We start from the raw sequence: 15,428 nt of genomic DNA on the forward strand, positions 1-15,428 counted from the left end.
AAATGGAAGCTTCTACTTTTAAGCCGTGGGAGACGATTCAGTTTTCATGGGGCGTCGGCGTCCGCCATCGTAAGGGCGGATGGGAATTGCTTATACTCTCAAACGGCCAGGAATGGGACGTGAGCAAAATGAATGTGATTCTTCATGATAACGGTATTGAGTTTATTTGAGGAGGTGATGGATTTTGCTTTACCACAAGTCAAATTCGAGAAATGGAGAGTGATCCATCATCTGCCGGCTCAGGCTTACGAGCAAACTAAAGAATAGGAGTGGTTGAAATGGGATTAACAAAACAATCTTTGACAGAAACCTTCAAAAAAGCAAAAGAAACTGAGGCACCCTTTGTCTTTGTGGCAATTGTTGCCGAAAATACAGAAGAAGTCATCGCTGTACCTGCCAAATCGTTTGAAGCTAAGGAGCAATTTTACAGCAAAGCTTATAACGACGACTTGGTCCACGTGATGAACAGTAAAGTATACATTCGAGGAATGGCTTACGGCAATGCAGAAGAATTAAACAACATCGTCTGAAGATAGGAGCGTTACTTGTGAACAAAAAACAAATGATAGACTCAGCAATTGAGATGTTAAAAGCGGTAGACCCTGAAACTATAGAAGTTATCAACTTCGACCGAACGGACTACGATGACGGCTCGGTCGGGTTCAGCGTGAATCTGACAACGCCCGCTAAAAAGGAACCAACAGAAGAGCCCGCCATCCGGTAGGCTCTTTTTTCATGCCCGAAACATGCTCACGGCATAAAAAGGCGCAAGGCTGAAAATAACCGTCAAACAAGACGTTAAAAAGGAGCAAACCTATATGCTAAAACAGAAATTCCCTTTAAAGCTTAATATTCAATTCTTTGCTGATGAAGCCGAAACGAAAGAAACCGAATCTCAGGATAAAGAGACGGAAAACAATGCGGATCAACAGCAGGAAAAGGAAAATAAGCAAGAAGAAAAACTGTTCACTCAGGCAGAGGTGGACAAGATTGCTGCCGATCGGGCGAAAAGAGCCGAGAAGGACAAGGAGAAGGCAATCGAAGAAGCCGCCAAGCTGGCGAAGATGAACGCGGACGAGAAAAAGGAATACGAGTTCAAAAAGCTCCAGGACGAGCTGGCAGAACTGAAGAAGAAAGACGCTTTCTATGGACTCTCGAAAGAGGCGACTAAGATGCTTACAGAAGAAGGCATCGCTGCCGATGATGAGCTTCTCGCATTCGTCGTTAAAGACACTGCAGAGGACACGCAGACAGCCGTCAACGCTTTTGTCGGACTAGTAAATAAGAAAGTCGAAGAAGGCGTGAAAAAAGCGCTGGCCGGCGAATCGCCGAAAGTGACTACGCAAAAACCAGGAGCCGTTACGAAAGAAGCCATTCTGGCGATGAAGGACAGCTCCGCGCGGATTAAAGCCATTCAGGACAATCCGCATCTTTTCAAAAAATAAACTTAGAAAACAGGAGGTCATTTTAATATGACAGTTAAAAAGCAATTCCCACTTAACCTGAACATCCAATTCTTTGCAGCAGAAACAAACCTCACTCGTGACTTGGGTGCAGCTCTCTCTATCGATTTCTCTGAGCGCTTCGGACAGCGTTTCAAATCTTTGTATGAACTACTCGGCATTCAACGTATCCAGCCGATGGCATCCGGTACGATCTTGAAGACGTACACTTCTAGCGTAACGCTTGATGGCACTGCTGTTGCACCAGGCGACATCATCCCGCTTTCAAAGGTTGTTATGGAAGACGGTCCGACACAAGAGTTGACGTGGGACAAAAAGCGTAAAGCTGTACCGATGGAAGATATCCAGAAATACGGTTTCGAACGTGCGATCACAATGACAGATGACAAGCTGATCGGCGAAGTGCAGAAGGGTGTTCGCTCGAAGCTTTTGGCGCAGCTTGCAACAGGCACAGGAGTCGCTGAAGGGGATGGCCTACAAGCAGCTATGGCGCAGAACTGGGCAGCCGTTACAGCGAAGTTTGAAGAAGATGATGTTCAGGTCATTTCCTTCATGAACCCATTCGATGTGGCAGACTACCTTGGGCAGGCGAACATCACGACTCAGACCGCGTTCGGCATGACTTACGTCGAAAACTTCTTGAACAACAAAGTCGTATTCTTGCACGGCGATGTGCCTAAAGGAACAATCTACTCAACTGCTGATGGCAACTTGATTGCAGCATACGCATTGATGTCTGGCGGCGAAATCGCGAAAACCTTCGACTTCACAACCGATGAAACGGGTATTGTCGGCGTAACTCATGATATCAACAAGCAGCGTTTGCAAGCAGAAACAATCACAGCATACGGCATTGTGCTATTCGCTGAACGTTTAGACGGCGTTGTTGTTGGCTCTACTACAGTAACTCCAGAAGTATAAAAAAAACTTAATCTGAAAGGATGATTAGAATGAATTTCCCAATCTATAAATCTTTTAAAGACAAGCAAGACCAAAAGCGGCTGAATGAAAAGAACAAGTTCTATCCTCGGGAGGGCCTAGAGCCCACTGAGGAACGTGTGAAGGAATTACAAGATAAAGGGTACATCGGTGACAAAGTTGTTGAAGAATCCGATGAAACCGATGTGGTTGAATACCCTGTCCATAAAGGCGGCGGCAACTACTTGCTCTCTAACGGTGAATCCGTGAAAGGGAAAGAAGATGCACAGAAAGCTGAAGACGCACTGAAAAGCGGTGAGTAATTATGGCCATTAAAGAGCGCGTCCAGGTACGCATTCCGGACATTTCAACCGATTTGCTGGAAGAGTACACGAAAACAGCGACTGATCGTATCAATTTACGGGTCGGTCTTACGATACTGCCTCCGGAACTGGAGTCGGTGGCCGTTGATGTCGTCTGCGCTCTCTATAACCGGAAATACCACGAGGGCATTAAAGACGAGACAGTCGATACGTTCCGCACAAGCTTCGTCGAGAATATCCTGAACGAATACGAGACGGACTTCGAGCTTTACCGGCAGATGAAGCAAACGCAGGACAATGATAAGCGCGGAAAGTTGCGATTCATATGAGACTGCTGCCAATGAAGCTATTCAAGCATCTGAAAACCGGCGAGGATGCTCTTGGCAATCCGATTCAATCACTTGAGTTGATAGGCACAGCCGAGGGGCGCTTCTCCAGCTGGTCTTCTGAAGAGATTGCTTTAGATACCAGGGAAATGACCGCGAACCATCGCAAGATTGTCACAGCTGCAGCGAAAACTGAATTGGAGGGCGTCGAATATGTCGAGCTTCAAGGCTCGCGCCATGAACTGACGGACATACGAGGCGACGATCTACAGCGATGGCGCTTGCTGGTTGTGAAACGGTACGGGAGTGCTGCAGATGCGAATACAGTTTGATGGAATCGAGCGACTTGAAAAGAAGTTGATGGCCAAAAGCCAAACAGACTTTCAAGCAGTCGGCCGGAAAAATGTCCGAGCTATATACACACGTTCACAGAAGCCGGGAGGCACGCCTGTTGATTCGAATGAGCTCCGGATGTCTGCACGATACGCTGGTGATGAAATGGGTTACGGCGCACAGCACGCGCCCCATGTCGAGTACGGGCACCGCACAGTAAGCGGCGGTTTCGTGCAAGGCCAGCACTTTCTGCAGGCGAACGTCGACACGCAGCGACCAATCTACAAGCAGGACTTAAAAACTAAAATAAGTGAGTGATGCCCCATGTATCAAAGACCGAACCCAACGATTGTGAGAGCCGCAATCATCGGACGGATTCAAAGCTATACCGGGAAGCGATGCTATGACAAGGTGCCAGCGAATACGCCGGTGCCTTTTTATGCGTTGCCTACGGTTCTGCAGAAGCCGGACGACAGCAAAACGATGGCCCGCGACACATTCGAGATTCTAATCTATGCCTTTGCTGAAGGCGATTCATCAATCGCTATTGATACGATGACCACAGGTCTGTATGAAGCGTTCTCCACAGAACTGGAGATTCCTGATTACGAGGTTACGCTGCAGCAGTTTGAAGGCGTCAATCAGATTATGGATCAAGAAGATGGCAGCACGATGGCCGTGGTCAGCTTACGCATCACCATATTTTACGGCTACAAAATGAAAATATAGGAGGAATTCACATGAGTGAAACATTGAAAACGGAACTATCAGGCAAGCTAAACAAGGCAATTGCCGGTAAAGATATCCTGCTTTCCATTTGGGATTCAACAGGCAGCGCACTGCTCGCTATCGCAGGTCAGCAAGGTCTAACGATCAACCGTGACAAAGATACGTTCGAAGTCACATCTAAGGACTCAGACGGCTGGAAAGAATTTCTCGGCGGTTTCAAGGAGTGGTCCATCGATAACGACGGCATTTATGTACGTGACAGCGATTCTCATAAAATGCTGAAAACGCTATTTGAAAGTGACGAGCCTTTCTTGATTAAAGTAACGAACCAAAAAACCGAAACGGATCTATTCGGCGGTATGGCCATCCTACAGTCTTATCCGGTCGAAGCTCCATACGATGATGCAGTAACGTACACGGCTAGCTTGCAAGGCACTGGCGCGCTGGTTGACTTGGAAGACGCACCATTTGCACCTGAAGTATAAAAAATAGAGAGACGGAGTGTGATTCACCATGTTCGAACAAAACGGCGTAACCTATACCCTGAAATTTACACAGCAGAAACTCAAGACCATCGAAACGATTACGAAAGTAAGTATCGTCGGCGAGATCACTCGTGCAAACGGCTTTATGCCATATAACATCTTAGAATCACTGTTTTCTTTTGCACTCATCGAGGAGCAAACAAAAGAAGTAGTGAAACAATCCAAAGCGACAGAAATGTTCGAGAAAGTCGTTGAAGAAAACGGACTGGCAACTACAAACATGGCGATTGTTGAGAAACTCCAAGAGGACCTGGGGTTTATGTTCCGTTAGAACTGATTGAAAGCTCGATTCCGAGCGAGCACACTCCGACACCTGAAGAAAAAAGACTGAACAAGCTGGCTGAACCTTTTCGTTATGAAAAGGAGCTGGCTTTTTTTGTTGTCCGTGTTGGGATGAGCCGTGCGGAGTTCGATGGTCTGACAGAGGTTGAAAAACTGTTCATCTCCAAAGAGTACGAAAACAAATTTATTCACGACACCACCTGGATGCGAAACGCCGTTCTGAATGCTGAAGCGAATGTCAATCGGGGCAAGAACAAACCGTTCAAGGAACTGTTTCCGAAGAAGCAGACAAAAGCCGATAAGGAATACAACCAAAATGCTGAGAAGACAATCGAACGCATCGAGAAGAAAAACGGCAAGGGCTGGGTCGCTCGAATACTTGAACGGAATGGAATCACCACACCTTCGAAGAAAGGAGGTAAAAAATAGTGGCAGATTATACGTTATCGGCACGCATTACAGGCGATGCCAAAGGCTTTACAGGCGCTATCGGAAAAGCTGTTTCGGGGCTAGACGATTTATCAGCTAAAACAAAAGGTATCGCAGATCGGCTGAATAATATGAGCAAATCCGTAATGGATGCAGGCGGTCGGATGTCTATTGGATTAACGGCACCGCTGCTTATAGCAGGAAAGAAAGCTATCGACTACGCCTCGGATCTGCAGGAAGTGCAAAACGTTGTAGACGTCACATTCGGCAATGCGGCGGGGGAGATTAACTCTTTCGCTCAGGATGCAGGCAAGAGCTTTGGATTGTCCGAACTTCAAGCCAAGCAGTTCACCGGTACTCTAGGGGCTATGCTCAAATCTAGTGGGATGACCGGCAAGGGTGTGTCCGACATGTCGACCGAACTCACAGGTTTATCTGCGGATATGGCGTCCTTCTACAACCTTGAACATGAAGAGGCTTTCGACAAGATCCGCGCCGGTATTTCCGGCGAGACAGAACCGCTTAAACAGCTCGGTATCAACATGTCAGTCGCCAACTTAGAGGCCTACGCGATGGCTCAAGGCATTAATACAGCTTACAACGAGATGTCACAGGCGGAACAAGTGCAGCTCCGTTACGGTTATCTGATGCAAGCGACGGCTGATGCGCAGGGCGACTTTGCCCGCACAAGCGAAAGCCACGCCAACGTTACCAAACGCCTGCAGCTTGCCATTGCGAATATGTCGAACACGGTCGGGACACTACTCCTGCCTTATGCAACAAAAGCCACGCTCTTCATTACAGAGTTGGTCGACAGCTTCCAAAACCTAAGCCCTGCCATGCAAAAAGGCGCCATTCTTGCGGCTATTATTGCAGCGGCTATCGGTCCTCTCCTGGTCGTCATCGGGATGCTCGGCATGGGACTAGCGACCTTGGTCACCGGGTTCGGATTCTTAATCAGCCCGGCAGGCTTAGTCATCGCGGCTGTCGTCGCTATGGTCGCCGCATTCGCAACCGCAATGCTCCGAAGTGAAGAGTTTAGGAACAAGGTGATGACGGCTTTCAATCAGGTCAAGGAAGTCGTTATGGGCGTCATAGAAACGCTCAAACCCATTCTGCAGAATATGTGGTCCGGTGCTTTAACAAGCGCGACTGCCTTTGCAGATGGGCTGGCAGGGAAGTTCATGACAGCTTTCACCTTAGCCGGAACAGCTTTCACCATTATTTCAAACGCCGTGAGTAGCTTTGTCGCTTTCGCTGGTCCTATCTTGTCCAGTCTTTGGACATCAGCTTCCGCGGCCATTTCACAATTCGTCAGCACCGTCGTTCCGATTCTGCAGCTTGTCTGGGATTCGATTTCAAGTGGTGCTGCCGCTGTCTCAGAGGGCTTTGGTGCGAAAGTGCTAACCGTCTTCGAGACTGTTAAGTCCGTCATCATGACGGTAGTTGGAGTTGTGGCGCAATTTGTCATGAGTATTGTCAGCGGCTTCACAAGCGCAGGCGGCTCGGTCACATCTCTTGCTACGCTGTTCTTAGGGTTCAATCCGATTCTGAAACTGGCAATGCTTGCATTGACGCAGTTCGGGCCGCAGTTAGCCGCAGGGTTCTCGCAAATCGCCTCACTGATTCTGCCTTTACTCACGACACTCGGCACGGCCCTCGGTCAACTAGCCGCAGCGGTGATTCCGCTTGTCATGAACGTGATTGCAAACTTAATACCGATTGTGATAATGCTCGCCAGCGCGATTATGGGTATCGTCTCGGCGGTCCTTCCGGTTCTGGTGAATCTGTTCATGCAGCTCGTGCCTGTGGTCATGTCGCTTGTTGCAACGGTAGCAAGTCTGATTGGACAGCTGCTGCCACTTGCAGCAACCATCATCGGCGCTGTAGTGCCTGTCATTATGATGCTAGTGGACGTCATCTTGAATATCGTTCAAGCTGTGGCGCCAGCACTCATTGCCATTATCGGGGCGATCATAGCGATACTTCAGGCCATCATACCTGTAGCGGTTGCTATCATTTCAGCTATCGTGAACATGGCAGCAAGTATCATAGCCGCTCTCATGCCGATTATCGCATTTGTGGCAGGGTTGATAACCACGATTATCGCGATTATTGCACCGATCGTAACCTTCATCGCGGGCATTATCGCCTCTATCTTCAATGTCATCACACCGATTCTCGCTTTCGTCTCCGGTGTCTTTACGACGGTATTCTCCATCATATCCGGTATCTTCCAGAACATCATGGCGTTCATCGGTGGGGCGATTCAAACCATCGCGAATACTATTTCGCAGTTGAGTGGGACTGTCTCTGGCGTATTCAACGGCATCTGGTCAGTCATCTCGACCATTATGACTCGGGTGTCAACGAAAATAACTGGCGTTTTCACTGCGATTCAGACAGCTTGGACCGGTCTTAAAGGTTTCGTTTCTACGGTTTTCAGTGGCATCGGCGACAACATGGAGGCGCTTGTCTCCCGAGTGAAAGGGTTTGTCAATAACGTGATTAGCGGCATCAACTCAGCCGTCAGCCTGATCAATAAGATTCCGGGCGTGAGTATCGGCAAGATTCCTATGCTTTATCGAGGAACGGATGACTGGCAAGGCGGCTTTGCTCGGATGAACGAAGGCGGACGCGGGGAGCTTGTGAATCTCCCTAACGGCGCGCAAGTCATCCCGCACGATGTGTCGATGAAGTATGCACGAGAAGCAGGCAAATCCTCTTCAGGAGATTCTGGACGCGGCGCACAAGTTATCAACGAAGGTGCTGTAAACGTGCATATTGGGAAGTTCGAAAACCATTCAGATCGTGACATTGAAACCTTGTCTCACGACTTGGCTTGGCTCACGAAAAGAGAAAGGGGGCGTCTAGCGTATGACTGAAGCATGGATGGATGACATCACAGTTCAATCTTACGAACGGGCCTATTTTGAATATAACGACCAGGCATCATCGGAGATGGGGCTAACTATCAGCGCAGACACGACGCAGCACAGCCCCGGCTATGATGTCGAGTTCGAAACCGTACAGGGCAGAGACGGTGACCTTGCGATGGACAATGATCGTTTCGAGTCGTTCATCTACCCGATACGTGTATATCTAAGAGCTGAAGGGGAGGACGCTCACGCAGCATCGAGCAGAATCTCCCGATGGCTAAAGAAGAACGTGCGGTACAAGCCGCTTTACTTATCATGGGATCCCGACTACATCTATTCAGCAATCTTTTACGAGCAATTCGATGTAGAGGATCTGCTGCCGAGATTCGGGAAGATCCCACTTAACTTTAAATGTCATCCGATTAAATTTGCACTGCTCGGACTGGAACCGCAGAACATGACAAATGGCGCCGCACTTTATAACTCGGAGGATCGTACGGCAAAACCGCTTATCGAAATCACAGGCAGCGGCAACATTCAGCTCAACCGGAACGGAGAACCCTGGGCCATCCTGACAAGCGTTGACGGAAGCATCACCATCGACTCCGCCAGCATGTCGGTTTACAAGGGAGAGGCGAACGCAGGAAATAAAATGAACGGCAACCTTCGTCCGATGTTTCCGCAGTTGCCTCCAGGCAATAACGTCATCACATGGACGGGCAGTGTAACGGCTCTCCAGATCACGCCGCGCTGGGAGGCGGTAGTTTGAGCAATCCGATTTTATATAAAGCGAATGAAACAGATTTTAACCACTTAGGGCTCGGCGTGTCGTTTTGAGTTAGAACTGAAATATCCGGTAGCCGGAAAGCATTTTCACGATTTGCAATACGACCGCTTGATAAAATGCGATGCCGGCCATCTATTGAAGGACCAGCGTTTTAAAATCATCCGGATCAGCAAGCCGATGAAAGGCTTGGTCACAATCGATGCAGAACATATCAGCTATTTGGCTCAGGACTTGTCATTGAAGCCGGACATTCCGTTCAGTGGCAATGCTAGTGTAGCGCTTGCAACTTGGGCGGCATCAATGGTCGATGAGCATCCGTTTACGACGTTCAGTGACATTCTGACAACAGGTCAGGGCAAATGGACCTTATCGGACACAGAGAACGCCAGAAAGGCGCTCGGCGGTATGTCCGGATCTATTCTCGATACGTATGGCGGCGAATACCGCTTTGATAACTACCATGTCGGACTCTATGCACAGCGAGGGAATGACAGCGGCGCTTTAATCGCTTACGGCCGGAACCTAACCGAGCTGACGCAAGAAGAGGCGATAGACAGCACGTATACATCCGTCTATCCGTATTCGATTTATACAGACGATGACGAGAACGAAATCACTGTGACGCTGCCGGAGTATTTTGTTGACAGCGAACACGTCGAGAACTTCGCTCGGCGCAAGATTTTAAAAGTAGACTTTTCCGAGGATGAAATCACAACTGTCTCCGCTTTGCGCAGCCGGGCTGAAAGCTACATCACTTCGAACAACATCGGCGTCCCGAAAGTGAATTTGAAACTGAAGTTCGTCGACTTGGCCAAAGCACTCAATTCAGAGAATCAGCAAGCAGTCGAAGCAATCGGACTGTGCGACTTGGTGACGGTGTATTTCGAGAAGTTCGACATCCAGACGAAAGCAAAAATCATCCGGGTTATCTGGAACGTGCTGCTTGATCAGTACGACGAGATCGAAGTTGGGGAAGCCCGGACCAGCTTGAGTAAAAGCATCGACTCTACAATCGATGACAAGGTTGAACGAGTCGATAAGCGCGTCACTCGTGTTCAAATCGCCGCAAACGGCAAAAACAAAGTGTATCGAAGCCTGGTTGAACCTACCGCCGGTACGAAAGGCGACTTATGGTACCGCCCTGTCGGTGACGGAGAAGTTGAGATGCATATCCACGACGGCAGCATGTTTGTCCTGGAGGCATTCTCGGCGGATGCTCTCGGTGGCACGGTCAACTTTGCGAACGTTAACGGAATCAACTTCAACGCAAATAACATCGTCACCGGATCGCTGGACACGCATTTTGTCCAGATTGTCGGAGAAGAGAACCTCTTCTTTTGGGATGGAGCAATGCTGAAGGCCATCAATCCAGCGGACGTAACGAAATTCGTCGAGCTGACATCGAATGGGCTTTATATTGCGCGCGGGGCGTTGACAATCGAGCGGCCCGATGGGGCCCTCTCTGTGAGCAATGGCTTGCTTCAGAATGATTTTTCCCTGCAGCCGACGAACCCGACATTTCGAAACAAGCCAACCGTTTCAGAAGTAGGCGTGTACTGGGCGACAACTGAAACAGATCCGCAGAACTGCGAAGCTTACTTCTTCGCCCATAAGAGCCGTTACCTGAAGATGATGGTCGTCGCGCACGACCTAGGCAGCGGCAAAGGGTCCCGGATTGGGATTTATGAAGTAGGTGGTGGCGGTGCAACCTTGGCTCAGACAGCCGTTTACGGAGAGACGGACGCGACATCAGCTTCAACGGTTTTGACAGTAGATTTAGGTGTTCCGACAGGCGATCAGCGCGGCGTATACGTTCGGCTGAATACCACGGTCGGCGGAGAAGCAAGAGGGCGTATCGTAAAAGCTTGGTTAGAACAGTAAGGAGGTTAACCCATGGGAGCCCCCATTCAATTATATGTAGACGTTAATGAGGCTGGAGAAGTCAAAAGCGTTTACGCAGGCAAGGACATTGTCGCTACTGAGCAATATGACTATTTCTTTATAGCCGACGAGGAGACTGCAAACAATGCAGGTCTTTACAAAGTAGTTATCGAGAAAATGAAACCAAAATTGGTTTTAAAGGAGGCGCCGAATGAATAACAAGGTTAATAACACATCGCTGAAACTGATCGAGGGTGGGTCTTCTTTTAAGCAAGGGGACCGTCCTACCCTCGCTTTTAAAGCGCTAAATTACCGAGGAGAAGTCGATGATCTAGCGGGAAAAAACATTAGTACAACAATCAGAGGTAGCGGTAATGGGGTCGTCTTTGAAGGTTCTGCAGGGTGGGATGCTTCTAAGCAAACCATCACGCAAAAGATGCCGAAAGAGTTAGACCACGGTACACTCCTAATCGAGTTTATCGTAACCGATCCTGCCGATCCTGAGTTCCAAGTGATCTACCCTTCCAATGAAAGCGACGGCCGCCTTCGAGTTGCCGCCTCTTCTGAGAGTATGGATGTAGTAGGAGTTAAATCAACAACGGTGACGCAGTTGCGCAACGAACAGACGCAGTTGCAGCAGGAGTTTGAGTCCACAATTGTTCCAAAGGTCGATGAGCTAAAACAGCGTGTAGATGATGGCGTGGGTGCGTTCACAGAGGACACGGAAGTATTGGATGCTCGAATGGGCGAGCCGAACTTACGTGCTTTTAATGAGAAGCTTACTACGCAGTTGGCAGATAAAGTCGGAGGGGGTAAGAAGGCGGCGCCAGAAGATATTAACGATGACTTGATGGCACTTGTTACAGGGAATGGAACGGTTAATGTTCTTTCGGAGCCACAAAATGATTCAGTAGGATATGAAAAACTTCAAAAAGCTTTCTTCGACTTATCTGTTGATTCGGTAACTCTTCAAAACCTTACACCTAATGGAAACTTTACCAACCCGTGGATTTACAACGCATCCAACGTAACCCATTCGGTTTTAGATAACATCGGTAAATTCCTTCCAATTGCAGCTGGTAGTCGTCTTTGGCAAAATTTCGCTACGGTATTAGGGAACAAATATTATGTAGGTATGGAAATCAAAGCAGATTCTTCATCAGTGGGCATCCGCATTCCTGGAAATGATTCCGTATTTCACAGCGGTTCAAATCAATATGAAGTCGTGAGCGCTATCAATACAGGAGCTGTCACAGGGACGGCATCGCTTAGGGTTGAGGATTTTCGAGCCAGTGGTTGGACAGAATCCCTTTTAAAGAATTCATTCGTTATCGACTTAACAGCATCATTCGGCGCAGGAAACGAACCTACAGCCGATGAAATGGATCAAATACTTTCGGCGATAGGGTGGTTTGGAGATACCTATAGCTACCGAAAGCCGAAGCAAGAAGAAATCATGGTTTTTGATGGGAATAAGGTGACCAGCAAAAGCGCTGAATCGTTTAGTGTTCAGTCGGCAACTCACTTGAAAGGTGAAGTAACGGTTTCTTTCGGCGATAGCATGGCAGACAGAGAACCCTCCTATTTAAATACATTGGCAGAGCGCACAGGAATGACAGTGCATAATGCAACGGTAGGTGGGACAAGAATGTCCTATCACACGATTGCGGATTATGAAGCTTTTAGCATGATGCGATTAGCGGACGCGATTGTTTCGGGGGATTTTACAGCGCAGGAAGCCGCGGCTGTTAATCTTGGGAAATCAGCTTTAGTAGAGTTTCTGAAAAACTTAGATTACAACACCGTGTTTGCCATTACAATTGCATTTTCGACAAACGATTTCAGGGGCGACAGACCGATTGGTGTTAATGCTGACACCAACGCCACTTTCAAGGGCGCTATTAATTACGTCATCCAGACCATTCAAACAGCATATCCGCATATTAAATTGTTCTTTATTGGACCAACGTTCCGGTCAAGACTGTCTAGTGGTGATGGGTTAAATTCAGACGAAAACGGAAACACCAACGGGGATTTTCTTATCGACTTTCAAGACGCAATTAATGAAGTATGCGCTTTGAATCACGTAACTGCATTTGACTTCTACCGAACGTCAAGTATCAATAAATATACAGCTGACTATTATTTAGCTGACGGTTTACACCCTAACGAAATCGGATCGGCGATGTTAGGGAATCAGTTGGCATCGAATATTCTTGCGTCTGTTTAAGTTAATGACTTTTTCAGTACACAAAATAAAGACCTGATAGGTCTATTTTTTATACCTAAAATTCGGTGTAGGAACAAACTGCGTAGTACGAAAACCAAAATAAATTAATATTCAGAGTGTCCTTTCCCAGAGGGCGCTCTTTTTGTTTTGATAAAAATAAAACCCCTGGCGCGCTGGTCTTGGGAGACACGCATCAGGGGAAGGATATAGAAAGATGAGAACATTATTAGAATACCCTATTCACAAATATTTGTGAATAAAAATTTTAGTTATTTGAAAAAATATAAATTACAAGAGTGTCCTAGAGGGCGCTCTTTTTATATACCCATAAAGAGAGCAAGGGGGATTGATATGCCAAATACGAAAGAAGGCGGATCAATGTATAAGATGGTGGAAGATCATGAAAATCGAATCGTCAATCTTGAGCAAGCCGATAAAGAAAAAGCAGAGTCCATCGAAATGCATGAAGAGTCCATTAGAACACTTAAGCATGAGTTTAAAACCATCAATATGAGTTTCTTGGATTTAAAGAACACCGTGCTCCAAGGGAATAGCGATACGCAATCAGTTATGCGCGAGCAGAGCTCTCAGCAGTGGAAGATGATTGAAGCCTTGATGGGTAATAGAGAAAAAGGCGAAGAGCGAAAACACGAACTAAAAAAAAGCCGTTCCGAAAAGTTCTGGGAGGTATCGGGTAAGGTCGCGGTCGCCTTGGTCGGGTCGGGGAGTATCTTAATCGGGATTTTGGAGCTTTTATCAAAATAGAAGGAGTGATTTTGTATGACAGCAGACAAGTTGAAACAGGTGATTGCGGCGGTGGGCGGAGTGCTCAGCGCTCTTTATTTATTCTTCAAAGCTATTGATGTAGAGCTCGCACATTTCAATGAGATGACGATTGAAGCGTTTATCGGATTTTTAACGGCTCTTATCCCGCTAATCCTTATCGGGTACGGCATCTGGAAGAATCAATACCTAGTTACTGAAAAAGCCAAGAAGCAAGAGGATGCGTTGAAGAGAGCGAGGTTGAAATAGAATGGCTTATGAAATACTGAATCGATTCATACCCGAATCAAAGTATAAAACAAAAGCACCCTATCACATGATTCCGCAATCGATTACGATCCACAACACCTGGAATGATGCAGCTGCACTCAGCGAGATTTCCTACATGACAAACAACGCGAACATGGTTTCCTACCATGCAGCTATTGACGACCGTTACGCTGTCCAGGCGATTCCGTTCAGCCGCAATGCGTTTCATGCGGGCGATGGTGGCAACGGCAAAGGTAACCGGACATCCATCGGTATTGAAATCTGTTACTCGAAGTCTGGCGGCCCGAAATACGCAGCAGCCGAAGAGAACGCCATCGAATACGTGGCGCACATCTTGAAAGATAAGGGGTGGGGCATGGACCGTGTGAAATGGCATCGGGATTGGTCAGGCAAGAACTGTCCGCATCGCATCCTGGATGAAGGCAGAGCGCAAAGCGTTCGCAATCGAATCGGGGCAAGGTTGGCGGAGTTGAAGGGTGAGAAAGTGCCCTCCAAGCCCTCTGCGGTTGTCAGGGACTATCTATTGAACGGCGACAGCAGCCCCGCCGTGAAGATCCTGCAGGAATCATTAAATAAGACTGGCGTCCGTCCACCACTTGATGCAGATGGCATCTTCGGAGATGCGACGGAGAAAGCGGTCAGAGCGTTCCAGAAGTCAAACAACCTATTAGTAGATGGTATTTGGGGGAAAGCCTCTCAATCTAAGCTAGATGCCATTCTTGCAAATCTGAACAAACCGAATCCGCCAGCCAAACCAGCAGAAAAACCGAAGGAGGACGAGGAAGTGAAAGAGGCAATCGTAATCGGTTCATCGGCAGACTATGGATCCGCTGAAATCTTATCCATCCGAACGAAGACAGGCATCTACCCTAAACGGGGGCTGCCAGATAACAGACTAGAACACGTGTACCTGGTAGGTGCAACGAAGGATGGAATTGATGCAGCGAAGTTTACCGTACTTTCAGGCGGAACCCGATTTAAGACAGCTCAAAAAGTGGAAGAATATCTGAAGAAGATGTAAAATAAGAAGTAAGTAACACTATAGTATTATTACACTAAAAGCCCCTCGCCTCGACTGCGGAAACAGTTGAAGCAGAGGGGCTTTTTTTATTACCCTGATACCGCTGGTGATACCAAAAATTAAAGAAGAGCGCGAAAATGGCGCAAAAGCCGACACCCGAAACGCTATTAAACTGCGTTTCCTTGTTTTAAATTCTTCATTTTCTCTTAAAGATAGTTGAGATGGAAGG

General features: G+C 47.7%; 22 protein-coding genes. 21 read left to right on the top strand and 1 reads right to left on the bottom strand.

What is annotated here, in order from left to right:
* The first annotated feature begins 2 nt into the window (after window positions 1–2).
* The 21 genes from ON064_RS04115 (at window position 3) to ON064_RS04215 (ending at window position 15,199) form a co-directional block, all read left to right on the top strand.
* The gene (locus tag ON064_RS04115) at window positions 3–170 is read left to right on the top strand and encodes a hypothetical protein (RefSeq protein ID WP_274623738.1); all 168 of its coding nucleotides are present in this window, start codon (window positions 3–5) and stop codon (window positions 168–170) included.
* 108 nt (window positions 171–278) lie between these two features.
* The gene (locus tag ON064_RS04120) at window positions 279–530 is read left to right on the top strand and encodes a hypothetical protein (RefSeq protein ID WP_274623739.1); all 252 of its coding nucleotides are present in this window, start codon (window positions 279–281) and stop codon (window positions 528–530) included.
* Between the two features lie 17 nt (window positions 531–547).
* Window positions 548–724, top strand: a complete 177-nt coding sequence (locus ON064_RS04125; protein WP_274623740.1) for a hypothetical protein — start codon at window positions 548–550, stop codon at window positions 722–724.
* Window positions 725–818: 94 nt separating this feature from the next.
* Window positions 819–1,445 (top strand): DUF4355 domain-containing protein, encoded by a 627-nt coding sequence (locus ON064_RS04130; protein ID WP_274623741.1) that lies wholly within the window; start codon window positions 819–821, stop codon window positions 1,443–1,445.
* Between the two features lie 27 nt (window positions 1,446–1,472).
* Window positions 1,473–2,384, top strand: coding sequence for a hypothetical protein (locus tag ON064_RS04135; RefSeq protein WP_274623742.1), 912 nt, complete (start codon window positions 1,473–1,475; stop codon window positions 2,382–2,384).
* 29 nt (window positions 2,385–2,413) lie between these two features.
* On the top strand, window positions 2,414–2,704 hold the full coding sequence (locus ON064_RS04140) for a hypothetical protein (RefSeq protein ID WP_274623743.1): 291 nt from the start codon (window positions 2,414–2,416) through the stop codon (window positions 2,702–2,704).
* Window positions 2,705–2,706: 2 nt separating this feature from the next.
* Window positions 2,707–3,033: a phage head-tail connector protein gene (locus tag ON064_RS04145; RefSeq protein WP_274623744.1), complete on the top strand. Its 327-nt coding sequence runs from the start codon at window positions 2,707–2,709 to the stop codon at window positions 3,031–3,033.
* A complete protein-coding gene (locus ON064_RS04150) occupies window positions 3,030–3,362 on the top strand; it encodes a hypothetical protein (protein WP_274623745.1) in 333 nt (110 codons plus the stop codon). Before ON064_RS04145 ends, ON064_RS04150 begins: the two co-directional genes overlap by 4 nt.
* Complete coding sequence (locus tag ON064_RS04155) at window positions 3,346–3,681, top strand: hypothetical protein (RefSeq protein WP_274623746.1); 336 nt, start codon at window positions 3,346–3,348, stop codon at window positions 3,679–3,681. Before ON064_RS04150 ends, ON064_RS04155 begins: the two co-directional genes overlap by 17 nt.
* A gap of 6 nt (window positions 3,682–3,687) precedes the next feature.
* A complete protein-coding gene (locus tag ON064_RS04160; protein WP_274623747.1) occupies window positions 3,688–4,092 on the top strand; it encodes a DUF5072 family protein in 405 nt (134 codons plus the stop codon).
* Window positions 4,093–4,103: 11 nt separating this feature from the next.
* On the top strand, window positions 4,104–4,577 hold the full coding sequence (locus tag ON064_RS04165) for a phage major tail protein, TP901-1 family (RefSeq protein WP_274623748.1): 474 nt from the start codon (window positions 4,104–4,106) through the stop codon (window positions 4,575–4,577).
* Between the two features lie 28 nt (window positions 4,578–4,605).
* Complete coding sequence (locus ON064_RS04170; protein WP_274623749.1) at window positions 4,606–4,908, top strand: segregation and condensation protein B; 303 nt, start codon at window positions 4,606–4,608, stop codon at window positions 4,906–4,908.
* A 215-nt stretch (window positions 4,909–5,123) separates the two neighbouring features.
* Complete coding sequence (locus ON064_RS04175) at window positions 5,124–5,348, top strand: hypothetical protein (RefSeq protein ID WP_407951591.1); 225 nt, start codon at window positions 5,124–5,126, stop codon at window positions 5,346–5,348.
* A gap of 623 nt (window positions 5,349–5,971) precedes the next feature.
* Entirely contained in the window at window positions 5,972–8,233 is a 2,262-nt protein-coding gene (locus ON064_RS04180) for a hypothetical protein (protein WP_274623751.1), read from the top strand.
* Entirely contained in the window at window positions 8,226–8,996 is a 771-nt protein-coding gene (locus tag ON064_RS04185; RefSeq protein ID WP_274623752.1) for a phage tail domain-containing protein, read from the top strand. The genes ON064_RS04180 and ON064_RS04185 overlap by 8 nt, the downstream gene beginning before the upstream one ends.
* Before the next feature lie 75 nt (window positions 8,997–9,071).
* Window positions 9,072–10,895 carry a phage tail spike protein gene (locus tag ON064_RS04190; protein WP_274623761.1) on the top strand — a complete coding sequence of 608 codons (1,824 nt, stop codon included), beginning with the start codon at window positions 9,072–9,074 and terminating at the stop codon, window positions 10,893–10,895.
* 12 nt (window positions 10,896–10,907) lie between these two features.
* Window positions 10,908–11,114, top strand: a complete 207-nt coding sequence (locus ON064_RS04195) for a hypothetical protein (RefSeq protein WP_274623753.1) — start codon at window positions 10,908–10,910, stop codon at window positions 11,112–11,114.
* Window positions 11,107–13,125: an SGNH/GDSL hydrolase family protein gene (locus tag ON064_RS04200; protein ID WP_274623754.1), complete on the top strand. Its 2,019-nt coding sequence runs from the start codon at window positions 11,107–11,109 to the stop codon at window positions 13,123–13,125. Before ON064_RS04195 ends, ON064_RS04200 begins: the two co-directional genes overlap by 8 nt.
* 351 nt (window positions 13,126–13,476) lie before the next feature.
* Entirely contained in the window at window positions 13,477–13,890 is a 414-nt protein-coding gene (locus ON064_RS04205; RefSeq protein ID WP_274623755.1) for a hypothetical protein, read from the top strand.
* Window positions 13,891–13,905: 15 nt separating this feature from the next.
* Window positions 13,906–14,157: a phage holin gene (locus ON064_RS04210; RefSeq protein WP_274623756.1), complete on the top strand. Its 252-nt coding sequence runs from the start codon at window positions 13,906–13,908 to the stop codon at window positions 14,155–14,157.
* A 1-nt stretch (window position 14,158) separates the two neighbouring features.
* Complete coding sequence (locus ON064_RS04215) at window positions 14,159–15,199, top strand: peptidoglycan recognition protein family protein (protein ID WP_274623757.1); 1,041 nt, start codon at window positions 14,159–14,161, stop codon at window positions 15,197–15,199.
* Between the two features lie 18 nt (window positions 15,200–15,217).
* Here ON064_RS04215 and ON064_RS04220 read toward each other — a convergent pair.
* On the bottom strand, window positions 15,218–15,428 hold a 211-nt coding region (locus tag ON064_RS04220; RefSeq protein WP_274623758.1), incomplete at its 5' end, for a hypothetical protein.

Origin of the sequence: Planococcus sp. A6, assembly GCF_028823615.1 — a bacterium.
Taxonomy (GTDB): Bacteria; Bacillota; Bacilli; order Bacillales_A; family Planococcaceae; genus Planococcus.